This is a genomic window from Hartmannibacter diazotrophicus (genome assembly GCF_900231165.1).
Taxonomy (GTDB): domain Bacteria; phylum Pseudomonadota; class Alphaproteobacteria; order Rhizobiales; family Pleomorphomonadaceae; genus Hartmannibacter; species Hartmannibacter diazotrophicus.
In genome coordinates this window covers 4,322,398-4,336,247 of record NZ_LT960614.1, presented here as the reverse complement: position 1 = coordinate 4,336,247, position 13,850 = coordinate 4,322,398, and the positions used below count along the sequence as shown (strand labels likewise).

The window sequence follows — 13,850 nt, the reverse complement described above, 5'->3', positions numbered from 1 at the left end:
CCAGCGGCAAACGACAATGTGAGAGCGATTCCAAACCGTCACGCGCCGGCGAATTCGCGGGCTGTCAGGCGAGGGTGTGATCCTCGACCTGCGCGGTCTCCGAGAGGCCGATGACCGGACCCTGGATGCTCTTGCCCGGCACGATGTCGAGAAGCACCAGTTCCGGCGGGCGCCCGAAGCGGATCGGCAGGCGCGAGCAGCCGAGGCCGCCGGAGACCAGCAACTGCCGGCCGCGTTCCACGACATGGCCGTAGGCGTAGCGCGTGCCGAAGCGCGAGGGCACGATGAGCGGACCGATGCCCGGCAGGCTGACCTGGCCGCCGTGTGTGTGGCCGGAAATCGTCAGGCCGACGCGGGCCGGCATGAAGGGGAAAATGTCCGGCTCGTGCGCCATCATGATGACGGGGTCGTCGGTGGTCACCTGCGCCAGCGTGCCCGGCAGGTTGTCGCGTCCCGGGCGGCCATAGTCGTTGATGCCGATCTGGTCGCCGAGGCCGGCGAGCCAGAAATGGCCGCCGTTCGGCGTCGAAAGACGCACGGCCTTGTTCTCCATCACGGGAACGCCGGCGTAGTCGTCGAGGAAAAAGCGGCAGAACTCGCCGCCAACCGCCCAGTCATGGTTGCCGAGGACGGCATGAACGCCCAGCGGGGCGCGAAGCCGCCCGAGGGCGCGGGCCCAGTCGGCGATGGCGACGTCCGCCGTCTTGAAATGCTCCATGCCGGCCGCATAGTCGCCCAGAAGCAGCGTCACGTCCGGCTTGAGGGCATTGGTGGCCTCGACGATCTCGCTCACACGGCTCAGCGGCATCCAGGGTTCGCAGGCGTGGATGTCGGCGACAACCGCGATCCGCATGCGCCCGTGACTGTCGTCCCAGCCGGGAATGCCGATCTCGTAGCGCGTCGTGACGAGCTTGTAGCGCGTCTCGATGAGGCCTGCGTAGGCCGTCATCGGGATGGCGGAGAAGAGGGCCGAGCCGGCGAGCTTCAGAAAGGTGCGGCGTGAAATCATGCGGCGGATGCTACCTGCTGAACAGTCGAGGAAGTCTCACCGGACCTCGCCATTCCGGGACAGGTGCGCAGTCTTGAACTGGCTCACCTGCATTAATTTCATGCATGGTTGATGGGGTCTTACTGTTAAACAGGCTGGTGATCGGCTTTGTCCTCGTGATCTACTCTGTTTGTGGCCTTTGTCCGGTGGATCGCCGCGCCCCTCACGGAACCAAAGTGTGTGGCCTTCGTTCTCCACTCGGCGGTCTGCCTTCGCCAATCCTGTCCGGATTTTTCAATTCCTGCGCCGATTGCGCCTTGTATCCTCCGGATACCCTTTTTCCTCGTGACCGCTCCAAGAGGCCCATTTGATGCACATCCGCGTTGGCTTCCGTCTCGTCTTCGACTGCCCGCAGCCGACGCCCATGCTGCTGGTGCTCAACGTGCATTACAGCCGTGCGTCGGACATGGCCGTGCCGGACTATGTGACGACGGATCCTTCCGTCCCGATCACCGCCTATCGCGACAGCTTCGGAAACTGGTGCAGCCGCATGACCGCGCCCGCGGGGCGCACCGTGATTTCCGGATCCGGCATCGTGCGGGACAGCGGCCTGCCGGAGGCCGTGCAGAGGGATGCCATGCAGCACCCCGTCGAGGACCTTCCCGAGGACACGCTGGTCTTTCTGCTGTCCAGCCGCTTTTGCGAAACCGAGCTTCTGAGCCAGATCGCCTGGGATTTGTTCGGCCACACCGAGCCGGGCTGGCCGCGTGTCCAGGCCGTCTGCGACTTCGTGCACAATCACATCCGCTTCGGCTATGAACATGCCCGGGCGACGAAGACGGCCGCCGAAGCCTATCGCGAGGGGGTGGGCGTGTGCCGCGACTATGCGCACCTTGCCGTCGCCTTCTGCCGGGCCCTCAACATTCCGGCGCGCTATTGCACCGGATATCTCGGCGACATCGGCATGCCGCCGCCCTATGGCCCGATGGATTTTGCCGGCTGGTTCGAAGCCTATCTCGGCGGCCACTGGCATACGTTCGATCCGCGCAACAACATGCCGCGCATCGGGCGCATCCTGATGGCGCGTGGCCGGGATGCGGCCGACGTGGCGATTGCGACGACCTTCGGGGTCAACACGCTGGCGGAGTTCACGGTCTGGACCGACGAGGTCGATCCGCCGAAGTGAGGGCCGGACATATGAGAGCCGGCCTTGGTGGCCGGTCTCACCGGGCCGGATCAGGCGCCGTAGAGCGCCCTGGTCTCCTTGAAGGAAATCAGCTTGCGCCGCTCCTCGTCCCAGAGCGTCAGGCGCACGCACTGGAAACTCTGCCAGAGCGTGAGGCGGCTGATGTCGCGCAGTTCGGGATGATCGCGCAGCACTTCCGGCAGGCGGTAGTAGGGAATGCGGCTCGACAGATGATGGACGTGGTGCATGCCGATGTTGGCGGTGAACCAGCGCAGGATGCCCGGCAGGTCATAGTGCGAGCTGCCATGCAGCGCCGCTTCCTGGAAGTTCCATCCCTCGTTGGTCTCCCAGTGCGTCTCCTCGAACTGGTGCTGGACGAAGAAGAGCCAGACGCCGATCGTCGCCGCGATCAGCATGATCGGCAGATGGACGAGCAGGAGCGGGACGGGGCCGATGGCGTAGGCGAGAAGGCCGATCACGGCGACGATGGCGGCGTTGGTCGCCATGGTGCTGATCCAAGGCGTCCAGCCCTTGTTGCGCATGAAACCGACCGGCAGGCGGTTCTGCAGCAGGAAGAGCCATGACGGGCCAAGGCCGAACATGATGGCCGGGTGCCGATAGAGTCGGTAGGCGAAACGCCCCCAGCGGGAACGGCCGAGATATTCGCGCACCGTCAGCGTATCGACGTCGCCGATGCCGCGATGGTCGAGATTGCCGCAACTGGCGTGATGCACGGCATGGGCCCGCCGCCACATGTCGTAAGGCGTGAATGTGATGATGCTGAGGACGCGGCCGGTCCAGTCGTTACCGCGACGGCCGGGAAAGAAGGCCCCATGGCCGCAGTCGTGCTGGATCATGAACAACCGCAGGAGAAAGCCTGCGCCAAGCACGGCCAGGATGGCGGATGCCCAGTACCAGCCGAACTTCACGGCAATGAGGGACAGCGCCCACAGGCCGACAAACGGCACGGCGGTAATGCAGAGTTCCAGCAGGCTTCGCCGGATGTCCGGGTCGCGATAGCGTGCCAGAGCGCGTGTCCAGTTGACGCTTTCAGCTGCTGCCTCTTCCTGCCCGGAGACGGGGGGCGCGCTTGTGTCTGCCATCTTTGGCATCGGTAGCACCGTTTGCAAAAATTTCCTGCCGTATGTCTGTGGCCGCCGCCAATTATGTCAAGCGAGCGCGCCGTCGCGCCGTCGCCCTTCGTGAGCCCTCAAGATATATCGAATCGCATAAACATTCCGCGTGCAATTTGGGCGAATCGTCCCAGCACCGATGTCGATCACTCGACGGCACGCCTTTTTAAGCAGAAAAGGCATCTGCCGTATACCGTATCGATTTGAGATAGACTTCTTCCTTGCGGGCTTTCTGCCTGCCCGAGAGCAAAAAAAACGGGTGGCGCGGGGCCACCCGTTCGGAAAATTCGGCGATGACCGCCTGCCGATTACTCGGCGGCAGCCTCGGCCTTGGCCGCTTCCTTGGCTGCGGCGGCGTCCGCCTTGGCGGCAGCCACATCGGCGCGCTGGGCGTCGTTGAGCTTGCGGGCGCGGGCGTTGGTGGCCTCGACGATACGGGCCGACTTGCCGCGCAGATTGCGCAGGTAGTACAGCTTGGCGCGACGAACCTTGCCGCGGCGCACGACTTCCACGCCCTCGATCATCGGCGAGAAGACCGGGAACACGCGCTCCACGCCTTCGCCGTAGGAAATCTTGCGGACGGTGAAGCTCTGGTTCAGGCCACCGCCGTTGCGGGCGATGCAGACGCCTTCATAGGCCTGCACGCGGGTGCGGGTGCCTTCGGTGACGCGCACGTTCACGCGCACGGTGTCGCCGGGGCCGAATTCGGGAAGCGTCCGCTTGGCGTTAACGGCTTCCATCTGCTCCTTGTCGAGCTCTTCGATGATGTTCATGGCATCTTGCCTTCGTCTCTTCTCGAACGCCCAGAGCGCCCACGCATCGTCCACGCGAATGGGGGCGTATTCGCCGTTCTAATCGCATCATTTCGGATATGAGGCGGTTCCATACAGGAATGGGCCACGCTTGTCCATGGCCTAGGCGAGCTTCTTTTCGGGGGAGCCCACATTCGGGACAGGGTTTTGGGACGCACTGTCCCATCGGGCATGGAGGGGCTGGCCGGCGTGTCGAGGAACCGCCACCGCCCCGGTAGCAACCAGGAGGAACCGGGTCATGAAACGTACCGTCAGCGCCATTCTTGCAGCCGCCATCGTCGGAACCAGCCTTTTCGCCGCCGCCGCTCCGGCCGAGGCGCACCACTGGCATCATCGCCATGGCGGCAATGCCGCCGCAGCGGCCATCTTCGGCCTTGCCGCGGGCGCCATCGTCGGCGGGATGATCGCCAACACGCCGCCGCGCCGGGTCTATCGTCAGCCGACCTACTATTACAACGACGGCTACAATGGCGTGCAGGGAGCGGGGGGCTGGGCCTATGGAACGGCCGGCTACTACAACTACTGCGCGGCCAAGTATCGCTCCTTCGACGCCCGCTCGGGCACCTACCTCGGCTACGACGGCTATCGCCATTATTGCCGTTGATCGGCAGGACCGTCCGACCGATGCGGAGCAGAACGGCCAGGCCCCTCTCGTGCCTGGCCGTTCTGGCATGCGACCAAAAGGTCATCTTGCGAGCGGCGGCCGATATACCCATCTCAAAGAACTGAAGGCAGGAGCTTTCCTCCGGTGGTCCGGGGGGAGGCGCGGAACCGGAAATGCCCTTCGGTCGTTCTCTCGTCGACTGTTCAGGTGAGGTTCAGGTGGCCACGCCCACACTTGTCGCCATGCTCGAAGGCGAGGCCAAGCCTCGGCGGGAGTGGCTCGGCCGGAACGCTTCCGGTGTCAGTCGGACGGAATGCCGGCAGGGTGCGGGCCGCAGACAGGAGACCAATGATGAAACGAACAATCAGCGCCGTTCTTGCCGCAACGATTCTGGCGACGAGTGTTTTCGCCACGGCCGCGCCAGCCTTCGCCGATGGCCGGCGTGAGCACTACATGGAGCGCTACTACAACCAACACGGGCGCGACAGGGATTACTATCGCTGGCGCAAGGACCGTCGTCACTGGAACGACCGCGACTATCGCCGCTGGTACGAAGGGCATCGTCGTCATGACGACAACAACGATGCGGCGGCCGCCGCCATCTTCGGACTTGCCGCGGGTGCGATTCTCGGAGGCATCGCCGCGGGATCCATGGCTCCGCCGCCGCGGTCGCGGGCGACCATCAATTCCGACGCGCCGCCTTCCGCCGGGGGCTACCGGTTCGGATCGGCCGGCTACGTCAGTTACTGCTCGTCGAAATACAGGTCCTTCGATGCCCGCTCGGGCACCTTCATGGGCTACGACGGCTACAGGCATTACTGCCAATAAGAGTTGAGATGCTGGGTGCTGAAAGGAGCGGTCGGGCGGTTTCGCCCGGCCGCTTATTTTTTCAGAAGATCGGGGCGGCGCTCGGCCGTCAGTTTCTCGGCCTGTTCCCGGCGCCAGCGCGCAATCCGGCCGTGATCGCCAGACGTTAGGATCTCGGGAATGGAGCGGTCCTCGAAGACGGCAGGCCGCGTATACTGCGGGTGCTCCAGCAGTCCCGTCTCGAAGCTTTCCGTCTCGCCAGACTGGTCGTTGCCCATGACGCCGGGCAGAAGGCGCACGACGGCGTCGAGGACGATCATGGCCGCGACTTCCCCGCCCGAGAGCACATAGTCGCCGACGGAGACTTCCTTGAGGCCGCGCGCCTCGATGACGCGCTCGTCGATCCCCTCGAACCGCCCGCAGACGATGACGACGCCCGGGCCGCCGGCCCATTCACGCACCATGGTTTGCGTCAGCGGTTGGCCGCGCGGGCTCATCATCAGCCGGGGGCGGGGATCGTCCGGCGGAGAGGCGCTGTCGATCGCGGCCGCCATGACATCGGCGCGCAGGACCATGCCGGGGCCGCCGCCGGCCGGCGTATCGTCGACGGCGCGATGCCTGCCGTGGCCGAAGTCGCGGATCTGGGTTGTCTCCAGCGACCAGGTGCCGTTGCCGAGCGCCTTGCCGGCAAGGCTGAGCCCGAGAGGGCCGGGAAACATTTCCGGATAGAGCGTGAGCACCGAGGCCGCAAAGCCGCTCACCGCCCGTCCTCCCCGTCCTCTTCCTCGGGCGGCTTTTCCGCCTTGAAGAAATCCTCGGGCGGATCGATCAGGATCTTGCCCGCCGCCATGTCGATCGTCGGGACGAAATCGCGGGTGAAGGGCGCGTAGAACGAGCCCCCCCTCGTCCGGCTCACCTCGAGAAGATCGCCGGCACCAAAATCATGCAGCGCGACGACCGTGCCGATGGCCTCGCCGCCTACCGTCTCGACGGCAAGGCCGATGAGGTCGGCATGGTAGAATTCCTCCTCGTCCTCCGTCTCGGGCAGGGCGGAGCGGTCGACGTAGAGCTTCGTGCCGGTCAGGGCCTCGGCGGCGTTGCGGTCGCGAATGCCGTCAAAGGTGCAGACGATGACATTCTTGTTCGGACGCACGCTCTTGACGATGAACTGCCGGCCATCCTCGCTCGTCAGCGGGCCGTAGTCGCCGATCGCTTCGGGATCGGCGGTGTGCGGCTTGACGCGCAGTTCGCCGCGAATGCCGTGGGCCGCGCCGATTTCCGCGATCAGGATCGGATGGGGAAGGGTGGTCTTCAAGGACGTTGCCGCCTATTGGGCTTTTCCTTCGTCCTTCGAAACGGTCGCCTTGCGCCTTGCTCGGGACGATGGGAAAGAACGGCCGATTGCATGCCGTTCGAGATGTCGGGAATACTTCAACCCGAGGAAGCCCTGCGGGCCGTCCCGAAGGATTGAGGTCGGACGCCGGTCCGGCAAATTGGGGCGCCCAAACACGAACGCCGTCCGCTCGACGAAGCAAACGGACGGCGCGCGCAAGTTCAAGAACCCGACCGATTACTCGGCGGAGGCTTCGGCGGCAGCCTCGGCGATGGCAGCGGCCTTCTCGGCGGCCTCGGCGGCGCGCTCCTTGGCCTTGGTGCCCGGCTCGGCCTTCTTCGGGTTGCTGCGGGCCGGACGCGTCATCAGGCCGGCGGCGTCGAGGAAGCGCAGGACGCGATCGGTCGGCTGGGCGCCTTCGCCGAGCCAATGCTTGGCGCGGTCGAGGTCGAGGGTGACGCGATCGGCGTTGTCCTTGGCCAGCAGCGGGTTGAACGTGCCGATCTTCTCGATGAAGCGGCCGTCACGCGGGGAGCGGGCGTCGGCGATGACGATGCGGTAGAACGGACGCTTCTTGGCGCCGCCACGGGCGAGACGAATCTTGAGAGACATTGTTTTCTGCTTTCCTGGTCTGGTTCGGTCGTTTTTCTGAAATCCGCCTTATCCGCGGATTGCCTGGTGGTGCCGGATGACTTCCCTGACAATGAAGTTCAGGAAGGTCTCGGCGAAATCGGGATCCAGCCTCGCATCCTCGGCGAGACGACGAAGACGATCGATCTGCTGCTGCTCGCGGGCAGGATCGGAGGGCGGCAGATCGTGGGTCGCCTTGAGGACCCCCACTTTCTGCGTGCACTTGAACCGCTCGGCGAGCAGATGCACCAGCGCGGCGTCGATGTTGTCGATCGACGAGCGCAATTCCTTGAGCTGTTCGAGAGCCTGGCCGTCGCCAAGGCTTTTTTCGGCGGCAGTGCTCATTTGCCCTTGGGTCCCTTTCCGAGGCCCGGAAGGCCGGGAAGCCGGGGCATGCCGCCCATTCCGGGAAGGCCGGTGGGAAGACCGCCCGGCATGCCCTTCATCGCGTTCTTCAGGGCGTCGGGGCCGCCAAGGCCGGCGTCACGGGCCACCTGATCCAGAACGGCGGGATCGACGTCGCCCATGTTGGGCATGCCGCCGCCGAGGCCGCCGAGCATCTTGCCCAGCATGCCGCCCTTCTGCCTGCCCATCTTCTTCATCATGTCGGCCATCTGCCGATGCATCTTCAGAAGCTTGTTGATGTCGGAGACGTCGGTGCCGGAGCCGGCGGCGACGCGACGCTTGCGCTTGGCGTCGAGGAGGGCCGGCTTGGCGCGCTCCTTCTTGGTCATCGACTGAACGATCGCGATCTGGCGCTTGATGTGCTTGTCGTCGAAGCCGGCCGCGGCGATCTGGTTCTTCATCTTCCCCATGCCGGGCATCAGGCCCATGATGCCGGACATGCCGCCGAGCTTCTGCATCTGGCGAAGCTGCTCGGCGAGATCGTCGAGATCGAACTCGCCCTTCTGCATCTTCTTGGCCATCTTCGCCGCCTGATCGGCGTCGAAATTGGCGGCGGCCTTCTCCACGAGGGCGACGATGTCGCCCATGCCGAGGATGCGGTCGGCAACGCGGGAGGGATGGAAATCCTCAAGGGCGTCGGACTTTTCGCCAACACCCATCAGCTTGATCGGCTTGCCGGTGACGGCGCGCATGGAGAGCGCGGCGCCACCACGGCCGTCGCCGTCGACACGGGTCAGCACGATGCCGGTGACGCCCACCTGCTCGTCGAAGGCGCGCGCCGTGTTGACGGCGTCCTGGCCGGTGAGGGCGTCGGCGACGAGCAGCACCTCGTGCGGGTTCGTCTGGCGCTTGACCTCGGCGACCTCGGCCATCAGTTCCTGATCGACGGTGACGCGGCCGGCGGTGTCGAGGATGACGACGTCGTAGCCGCCGAGCTTGGCCGCATTGATCGCACGGCTTGCGATCTGCACGGCGGTCTGGCCGGGAACGATCGGCAGGGTGTCGACGCTGTTCTGCTCGCCGAGGATCTTGAGCTGCTCCATCGCGGCCGGGCGGCGCGTGTCGAGCGAGGCCATCAGGACCTTCTTGCGGTCACGCTCGGTCAGGCGCCTGGCGATCTTGGAGGTCGTCGTCGTCTTGCCCGAGCCCTGCAGGCCGACCATCAGGATCGGCACCGGGGCGACGGCATGAAGGTCGATGGGCTTGGCGTCGGAGCCGAGCATTTCCACGAGCTGGTCGTGGACGATCTTGACGACCATCTGGCCGGGGGTGACGGACTTGACCACCTCGGCGCCGATGGCGCGATTGCGGACCTTGTCGGTGAAGGACTTGACGACGTCGAGCGCCACGTCGGCCTCGAGCAGGGCGCGGCGGACTTCGCGCATCGCTTCGGACACGTCGGCTTCCGACAGCGCACCGCGGCGGGTGAGCTTGTCGAAAATGCCGGAAAGGCGATCCGAAAGGGTTTCAAACATCGACAGCAACCTTTTGCGGGAGGAACACTCCCGCCTGACATAGTCCCGGCAAGGCGTATATGCAAAGCACGACAGCACCCGTGGGCGCATCGCGCTGACGGATGTTGACCTCCGGGATCATGGCCCCGGTCGGCGGCTCTGAAGGCAGACCTTGCAGAAATTTGTCGGGTGACTACAGCGGCGGGCCTGCGAAGTCAAGGAAAATGGGTTTCTGTCGCGGCCAAAGGTGGTCAAGACCTTGTGCGAGACACATATCACCTCGATTGTTGTTTTCGAACCGATATGGTGTCTGAAGAATGATTGGCCGCAGAGACATCCTCAAACTCGGTCTTGGCGCAGGAACGGTTCTCGGTGCAGCCGGGGTCCTGGCCGGGTTCCGCGAGGAAACGCCTCCCGACAGCGGGCGAAAGGAGATTTCCCTGATCTTTGACAAGGACACGTTCGTCGAACGGAAGGCGATGGTCCCGGTTCACAACGGTGTCCGGAACGTGACCTACCGCTTCTACAAGGCCGTTCCCTATGTGGGCAGGCCGGTCGACCTGCGTCATCAGAGTCTCAATATCTCCGTTCCGGTCCGGATCGACGGCAGGCCGGTGGATGCGAGCGAAGCGCCGATCCTCTTCCATACGGCGGTCGGGGGATTCAATCCCGCCTCGGTCGTCGACCGGAACGGCGCCGGCGAGAACATCAATGTCCTGCTCGCGCTTGGCGCCGGCCATGTGGTCGTCGAACCGGGCGCGCGCGGACGCACGCTCGTCAGTGCCGACGGCGTCCATTATGGCGTCGCGCCGGCGGCCATCGTCGACCTCAAGGCGGCGGTCCGCTACCTGCGTTTCAACAAGGGCCGCGTTCCCGGCAACACGGATCGGATCGTCACCTCCGGCACCAGCGCCGGCGGCGCGATGTCGTCGCTTCTCGGCGCCACGGGCGACAGTCCGCTCTACGAGCCTCATTTGAAGACCCTCGAAGCGGCCGAGGCGAGCGACGCCGTCTTCGCAAGCGGCGTCTGGTGTCCGATCATCGATCTGGAACACGCCGACATGGCCTACGAATGGAACTGGGGCGACAATCCGCTCCAGGGTGGCGGACGGATCAACCGCGCGGTCTCGGACGAACTCAGAGCCGCCTTCGCCGGCTATCAGGCCTCGCTCGGGCTGCGGGGGCTGGGCGGTTTCGGACCGCTGACCGCCGAAACCATGGGCGACTATCTGACCCGGACCTATCTGCAGCCGGCGGCCGGACGTTTTCTCAAGTGGCTGCCGGAGAAGGACCGGGCGGCCTATCTTGGCCGCAATCGCTTCATGAGCCTTTCGGGCGATGACGTCTCGTTCGACTGGAACGGATTTCTCGCGCATGTCGGCCCGCGCATGAAGGCGGCGCCAGCGTTCGACGCCTTCGATCTTTCCTCGCCCGAGAACAATCTCTTCGGCCTTGGCAGGACGCCCGCGCGGCATTTCACGCTCTACGGCCTGCGCCATGGGACGGGCAACCCCGCCGCCGAACTCGATGCCGATCTTGCCGAGACGGTGCGGATGATGAATCCGATGCCCTTCCTTAAGGAAGCGTCTGGGTCCCATGCGAAGCACTGGTGGATCCGGGTCGGCACGATGGACACGGATACGTCGCTGTCGGTTTCCGGCAACCTTGCCGCCGCCGCAGAAAACCTCGGCTACGACGTCAATGCCGCCATGTACTGGGACGGCGGGCACGCGGTGAACTACGACCCCGGCGCCTTCGTGAAATGGATCGGCGACATCGCGGGCTACAGCCTGTAGTGCTGCGCGCGCCGGGGCGGTTGAGGACGATGGTCCGCCGTTGCTGCTGGTTGCCGCAGCATGCCGGGAGTGCTCGCCGGTGGACTGGTCCTCATATGTTATCCGGCTAAATTAGTTCTGCTTAAATAACTGTTTTTCCTTTGCTTTCTTCGTCTGATTGTCAATCTCGTTAATCTTTTTCGGTTACCTCCTTCTCCAACGCAATCGCGAGTGGTCGGCCGCGCACATGTGGCCCAGGTGAGGGAGCGATCGGGACGGGATGGCGGTGAAACAGCCGATTGTCGGTTTTCTCCTGAGACGGCGCTCCGTCGCCGAGGCCGCGGAGCTGTCGATGACGCGTGTGCATCTGCTGCTCGGCCGGACGCGGCAGATGCAGCTCGTGGCGGGCGTCTTTGCGGTCCTGTCGCTTGTGCTCTTCGGCGCGGAAATGTCGACATCCCCGGACGGGGGCGTTCTGCCGCACGGCTGGGGACTGTTTGCCTGCGCGCTGCTGGTCTCGTCCTTCTTTCCGCTTCTCGGCGGCTTTCTCTTCGTCGGACGCCTGTCCGGCCACATCGAGGAGCGCGAGGAAGAAAGGGACCGGCTGATCAATGTCGATCACCTGACCGGCGCCCTGACCCGGCGCAAGTTCATCGGCATCCTCGACGCGCGGCTGCAGGACATTCGCAGTGCGCAGATGAAGGGGCGGCCATCGAGCGAATTCGCGCTGCTTCTGATCGACGTCGACCATTTCAAGCATATCAACGATGCCTTCGGCCATGCCGCCGGCGACCTCATGCTGAGACGCATCGTCGATTGCGCCAGACGGCAGGTCGGCTGGACCATCGGCCGGCTCGGCGGCGACGAATTCGCGGCGATCGTCGAGGCGACCGACTACTGGCGGCTGCTCAGCGACATCAACGACTTCATGGACCGCTGCCGGGCGGCAATGGCGCTGAACGAACAGACCAGGGGATACCAGGGGCTTTCCATCGGTGTCGCGCTGGCGCCGAAGGATGCCAATCTCTCGGATACGCTGCTGCAATTCGCCGACATCGCGCTCTACGCCGGCAAGCGCAACGGCCGGGGGCAGGTGACGCTCTTCAACAAGGAAATGCAGAAAGAGCAGATCGAACTGAGGAAGGACGCGCGCGACCTTCGGGCCGCCATCATCCTCGATCGCCTCGACGTGCATTATCAGCCGATCGTCGGCAAGGACGGGCAGGCCATCGGGGCTGAGGCTCTCGTCCGGTGGCCCGATCCCTTCCGCGGGCCGACGTCGCCCGGCCATTTCGTGCCAGTGGCCGAACAGACCGGCCTGATAGACGCCCTCGGCGAATGGGTCTTCCGGCGGGTGTGCCACGACTTCACCGCGGCCGACTATCCGACGATCTTCGTCAACATTTCAGGCGAGCAGCTGAAGGGCGAGGAACTCATTCCGATGCTCAAGAGCGCTTTGCGGGAAAGCGGGCGCAGCGCCGAGAATTTCGTTCTCGAGATCACGGAAACGGTGATCCTCAACGCGTCGGACAATATCCTTCAGAAGGTGAAGGAGATGCGCGAGATCGGCTTCAGGATCGCGCTCGACGACTTCGGCACGGGCAACAGTTCCTTCGCGGTGCTGCGCGAACTTCCCGTGGACATCGTCAAGATCGATAAGAGCTATATCCAGACGCTGGAGAACGACCCGACCGCCCAGGTCTTCGTTGCCGCCGTCAACCAGATCGGCAATCTGCTTGGCTTCAAGGTTCTTGCCGAGGGGATCGAGACCGACGAGCAGTCGAAGCTTGCCCGCCTCGCCGGCCTCGTGATGTTCCAGGGGTATCATTTCGGACGGCCGAGGCCGCTTGTCGCAACGGACTGGAAGAAGGTCCTTCGCTTCGCGGAGTGAAGCCGGGTCGATGACGGGCTGTAAAAACCGGCTCGATCCATTGTCCGTCGCGCAAAAAATCAGTATTTTTCAGGCCCTCTACGGCGGCGTAGGCTGGGGGCCATTGATGATGGATTTCATACAGCAAGACCTGGCGAAGGCCTTTAGCCAGCCGGACCTTATGGTCGGCCACCTCATCTATCTGGTGCTTGTCGCGTCGATGTTCATGCGCAACATCGTCTGGTTGCGATCCCTTGCCATTGTTTACGGCATGATGAGCGTCGCCTACCGGATTCTTGTTGTGGTCGATCCGGTGAGCGTCCTCTGGCAAAGCATTTTCGTCCTCGTCAATCTCGTCCAGCTCGCCATCATCTGGTGGCTGAACCGTCCGCCCTCCATGACCGAGGAAGAACGCCGAATGCTGGAGGCGATCGCACCTGGCGCTTCCCCTTCCGAAGCCAGAATTCTGCTTTCCGCCGCCGAATGGCGCGAGGTCCCGGATGGGGCTGTCCTCGCAGAGGAGGGCAAGCCCGTCGGCGGGCTCATGTATATCTCGGCCGGCACGGCACAGGTGCAGTCTCGCGGGCGCAACGCCGGCGACTGCGGGCCGGGGGATTTCATCGGCGAGATGACCTGGGCCGACGGCGGAGGAGCTCTGGCGACCGTTCTGTCATCCGGGGCCGTGCGCTATGCCTGGTTCAGCCGCGAGTTGCTGGCCGGCCGACTGATCAAGTGCCAGTCCGTGCGCTATGCCCTGCAGGCCAGCATCAGCCGCAACCTTGTTCAGAAGCTGGTGCGCGCGACCGCAAAGCCCGTGGCCGGACCAACACTTCCCGCGGCCGGATAGCCGGCA

Annotated in this window: 14 protein-coding genes; 6 read left to right on the top strand and 8 right to left on the bottom strand. The window is 64.4% G+C overall.

The genetic code is table 11. The features are described 5' to 3' along the window. Positions 1–64 precede the first annotated feature (64 nt). On the bottom strand, positions 65–1,009 hold the full coding sequence (locus HDIA_RS20180; protein ID WP_099557790.1) for a metallophosphoesterase: 945 nt from the start codon (positions 1,007–1,009) through the stop codon (positions 65–67). A 349-nt stretch (positions 1,010–1,358) separates the two neighbouring features. On the opposite strand from HDIA_RS20180, the gene HDIA_RS20175 reads away from it, so the two are divergent. Further along, positions 1,359–2,174, top strand: a complete 816-nt coding sequence (locus HDIA_RS20175; protein WP_099557789.1) for a transglutaminase-like domain-containing protein — start codon at positions 1,359–1,361, stop codon at positions 2,172–2,174. 50 nt (positions 2,175–2,224) lie between these two features. Here HDIA_RS20175 and HDIA_RS20170 read toward each other — a convergent pair whose 3' ends face one another. Both HDIA_RS20170 and rplS read right to left on the bottom strand, forming a co-directional pair. Continuing rightward, positions 2,225–3,277 (bottom strand): fatty acid desaturase, encoded by a 1,053-nt coding sequence (locus tag HDIA_RS20170; protein WP_173796269.1) that lies wholly within the window; start codon positions 3,275–3,277, stop codon positions 2,225–2,227. Between the two features lie 338 nt (positions 3,278–3,615). Further along, positions 3,616–4,080, bottom strand: coding sequence for a 50S ribosomal protein L19 (gene rplS / locus HDIA_RS20165; protein WP_099557787.1), 465 nt, complete (start codon positions 4,078–4,080; stop codon positions 3,616–3,618). A gap of 277 nt (positions 4,081–4,357) precedes the next feature. On the opposite strand from rplS, the gene HDIA_RS20160 reads away from it, so the two are divergent. Beyond that, entirely contained in the window at positions 4,358–4,723 is a 366-nt protein-coding gene (locus HDIA_RS20160; protein ID WP_099557786.1) for a BA14K family protein, read from the top strand. Between the two features lie 348 nt (positions 4,724–5,071). Beyond that, positions 5,072–5,551 (top strand): BA14K family protein, encoded by a 480-nt coding sequence (locus HDIA_RS20155; RefSeq protein ID WP_099557785.1) that lies wholly within the window; start codon positions 5,072–5,074, stop codon positions 5,549–5,551. Between the two features lie 53 nt (positions 5,552–5,604). Here the strand turns inward: HDIA_RS20155 and trmD are convergent, their stop codons facing one another. The 5 genes from trmD to ffh form a co-directional block, all read right to left on the bottom strand. Next, on the bottom strand, positions 5,605–6,291 hold the full coding sequence (gene trmD, locus HDIA_RS20150; RefSeq protein WP_099557784.1) for a tRNA (guanosine(37)-N1)-methyltransferase TrmD: 687 nt from the start codon (positions 6,289–6,291) through the stop codon (positions 5,605–5,607). Further along, a complete protein-coding gene (rimM, locus tag HDIA_RS20145) occupies positions 6,288–6,845 on the bottom strand; it encodes a ribosome maturation factor RimM (protein WP_099557783.1) in 558 nt (185 codons plus the stop codon). The genes trmD and rimM overlap by 4 nt, the downstream gene beginning before the upstream one ends. Positions 6,846–7,100: 255 nt before the next feature. Beyond that, positions 7,101–7,475: a 30S ribosomal protein S16 gene (gene rpsP, locus HDIA_RS20140; protein ID WP_099557782.1), complete on the bottom strand. Its 375-nt coding sequence runs from the start codon at positions 7,473–7,475 to the stop codon at positions 7,101–7,103. A gap of 48 nt (positions 7,476–7,523) precedes the next feature. Further along, positions 7,524–7,838, bottom strand: coding sequence for a chorismate mutase (locus tag HDIA_RS20135; RefSeq protein ID WP_099557781.1), 315 nt, complete (start codon positions 7,836–7,838; stop codon positions 7,524–7,526). After that, positions 7,835–9,373: a signal recognition particle protein gene (ffh, locus tag HDIA_RS20130; protein ID WP_099557780.1), complete on the bottom strand. Its 1,539-nt coding sequence runs from the start codon at positions 9,371–9,373 to the stop codon at positions 7,835–7,837. The genes HDIA_RS20135 and ffh overlap by 4 nt, the downstream gene beginning before the upstream one ends. A gap of 296 nt (positions 9,374–9,669) precedes the next feature. On the opposite strand from ffh, the gene HDIA_RS20125 reads away from it, so the two are divergent. From HDIA_RS20125 to HDIA_RS20115, 3 genes are all read left to right on the top strand, one after another. Continuing rightward, complete coding sequence (locus HDIA_RS20125) at positions 9,670–11,148, top strand: subtype B tannase (RefSeq protein WP_099557779.1); 1,479 nt, start codon at positions 9,670–9,672, stop codon at positions 11,146–11,148. Positions 11,149–11,413: 265 nt separating this feature from the next. Continuing rightward, the gene (locus HDIA_RS20120) at positions 11,414–13,018 is read left to right on the top strand and encodes a putative bifunctional diguanylate cyclase/phosphodiesterase (protein ID WP_162292673.1); all 1,605 of its coding nucleotides are present in this window, start codon (positions 11,414–11,416) and stop codon (positions 13,016–13,018) included. 40 nt (positions 13,019–13,058) lie between these two features. Next, positions 13,059–13,844 (top strand): cyclic nucleotide-binding domain-containing protein, encoded by a 786-nt coding sequence (locus HDIA_RS20115; RefSeq protein ID WP_157775751.1) that lies wholly within the window; start codon positions 13,059–13,061, stop codon positions 13,842–13,844. The last annotated feature ends 6 nt before the right edge of the window (positions 13,845–13,850 follow it).

Bases quoted from the DNA above. Each gene is read 5' to 3' on its own strand.
- HDIA_RS20180 (WP_099557790.1), bottom strand. From the start codon at position 1,009: ATGATTTCACGCCGCACCTTTCTGAAGCTCGCCGGCTCGGCCCTCTTC.
- HDIA_RS20175 (WP_099557789.1), top strand. From the start codon at position 1,359: ATGCACATCCGCGTTGGCTTCCGTCTCGTCTTCGACTGCCCGCAGCCG.
- HDIA_RS20170 (WP_173796269.1), bottom strand. From the start codon at position 3,277: ATGGCAGACACAAGCGCGCCCCCCGTCTCCGGGCAGGAAGAGGCAGCA.
- rplS (WP_099557787.1), bottom strand. From the start codon at position 4,080: ATGAACATCATCGAAGAGCTCGACAAGGAGCAGATGGAAGCCGTTAAC.
- HDIA_RS20160 (WP_099557786.1), top strand. From the start codon at position 4,358: ATGAAACGTACCGTCAGCGCCATTCTTGCAGCCGCCATCGTCGGAACC.
- HDIA_RS20155 (WP_099557785.1), top strand. From the start codon at position 5,072: ATGATGAAACGAACAATCAGCGCCGTTCTTGCCGCAACGATTCTGGCG.
- rpsP (WP_099557782.1), bottom strand. From the start codon at position 7,475: ATGTCTCTCAAGATTCGTCTCGCCCGTGGCGGCGCCAAGAAGCGTCCG.
- HDIA_RS20135 (WP_099557781.1), bottom strand. From the start codon at position 7,838: ATGAGCACTGCCGCCGAAAAAAGCCTTGGCGACGGCCAGGCTCTCGAA.
- ffh (WP_099557780.1), bottom strand. From the start codon at position 9,373: ATGTTTGAAACCCTTTCGGATCGCCTTTCCGGCATTTTCGACAAGCTC.
- HDIA_RS20125 (WP_099557779.1), top strand. From the start codon at position 9,670: ATGATTGGCCGCAGAGACATCCTCAAACTCGGTCTTGGCGCAGGAACG.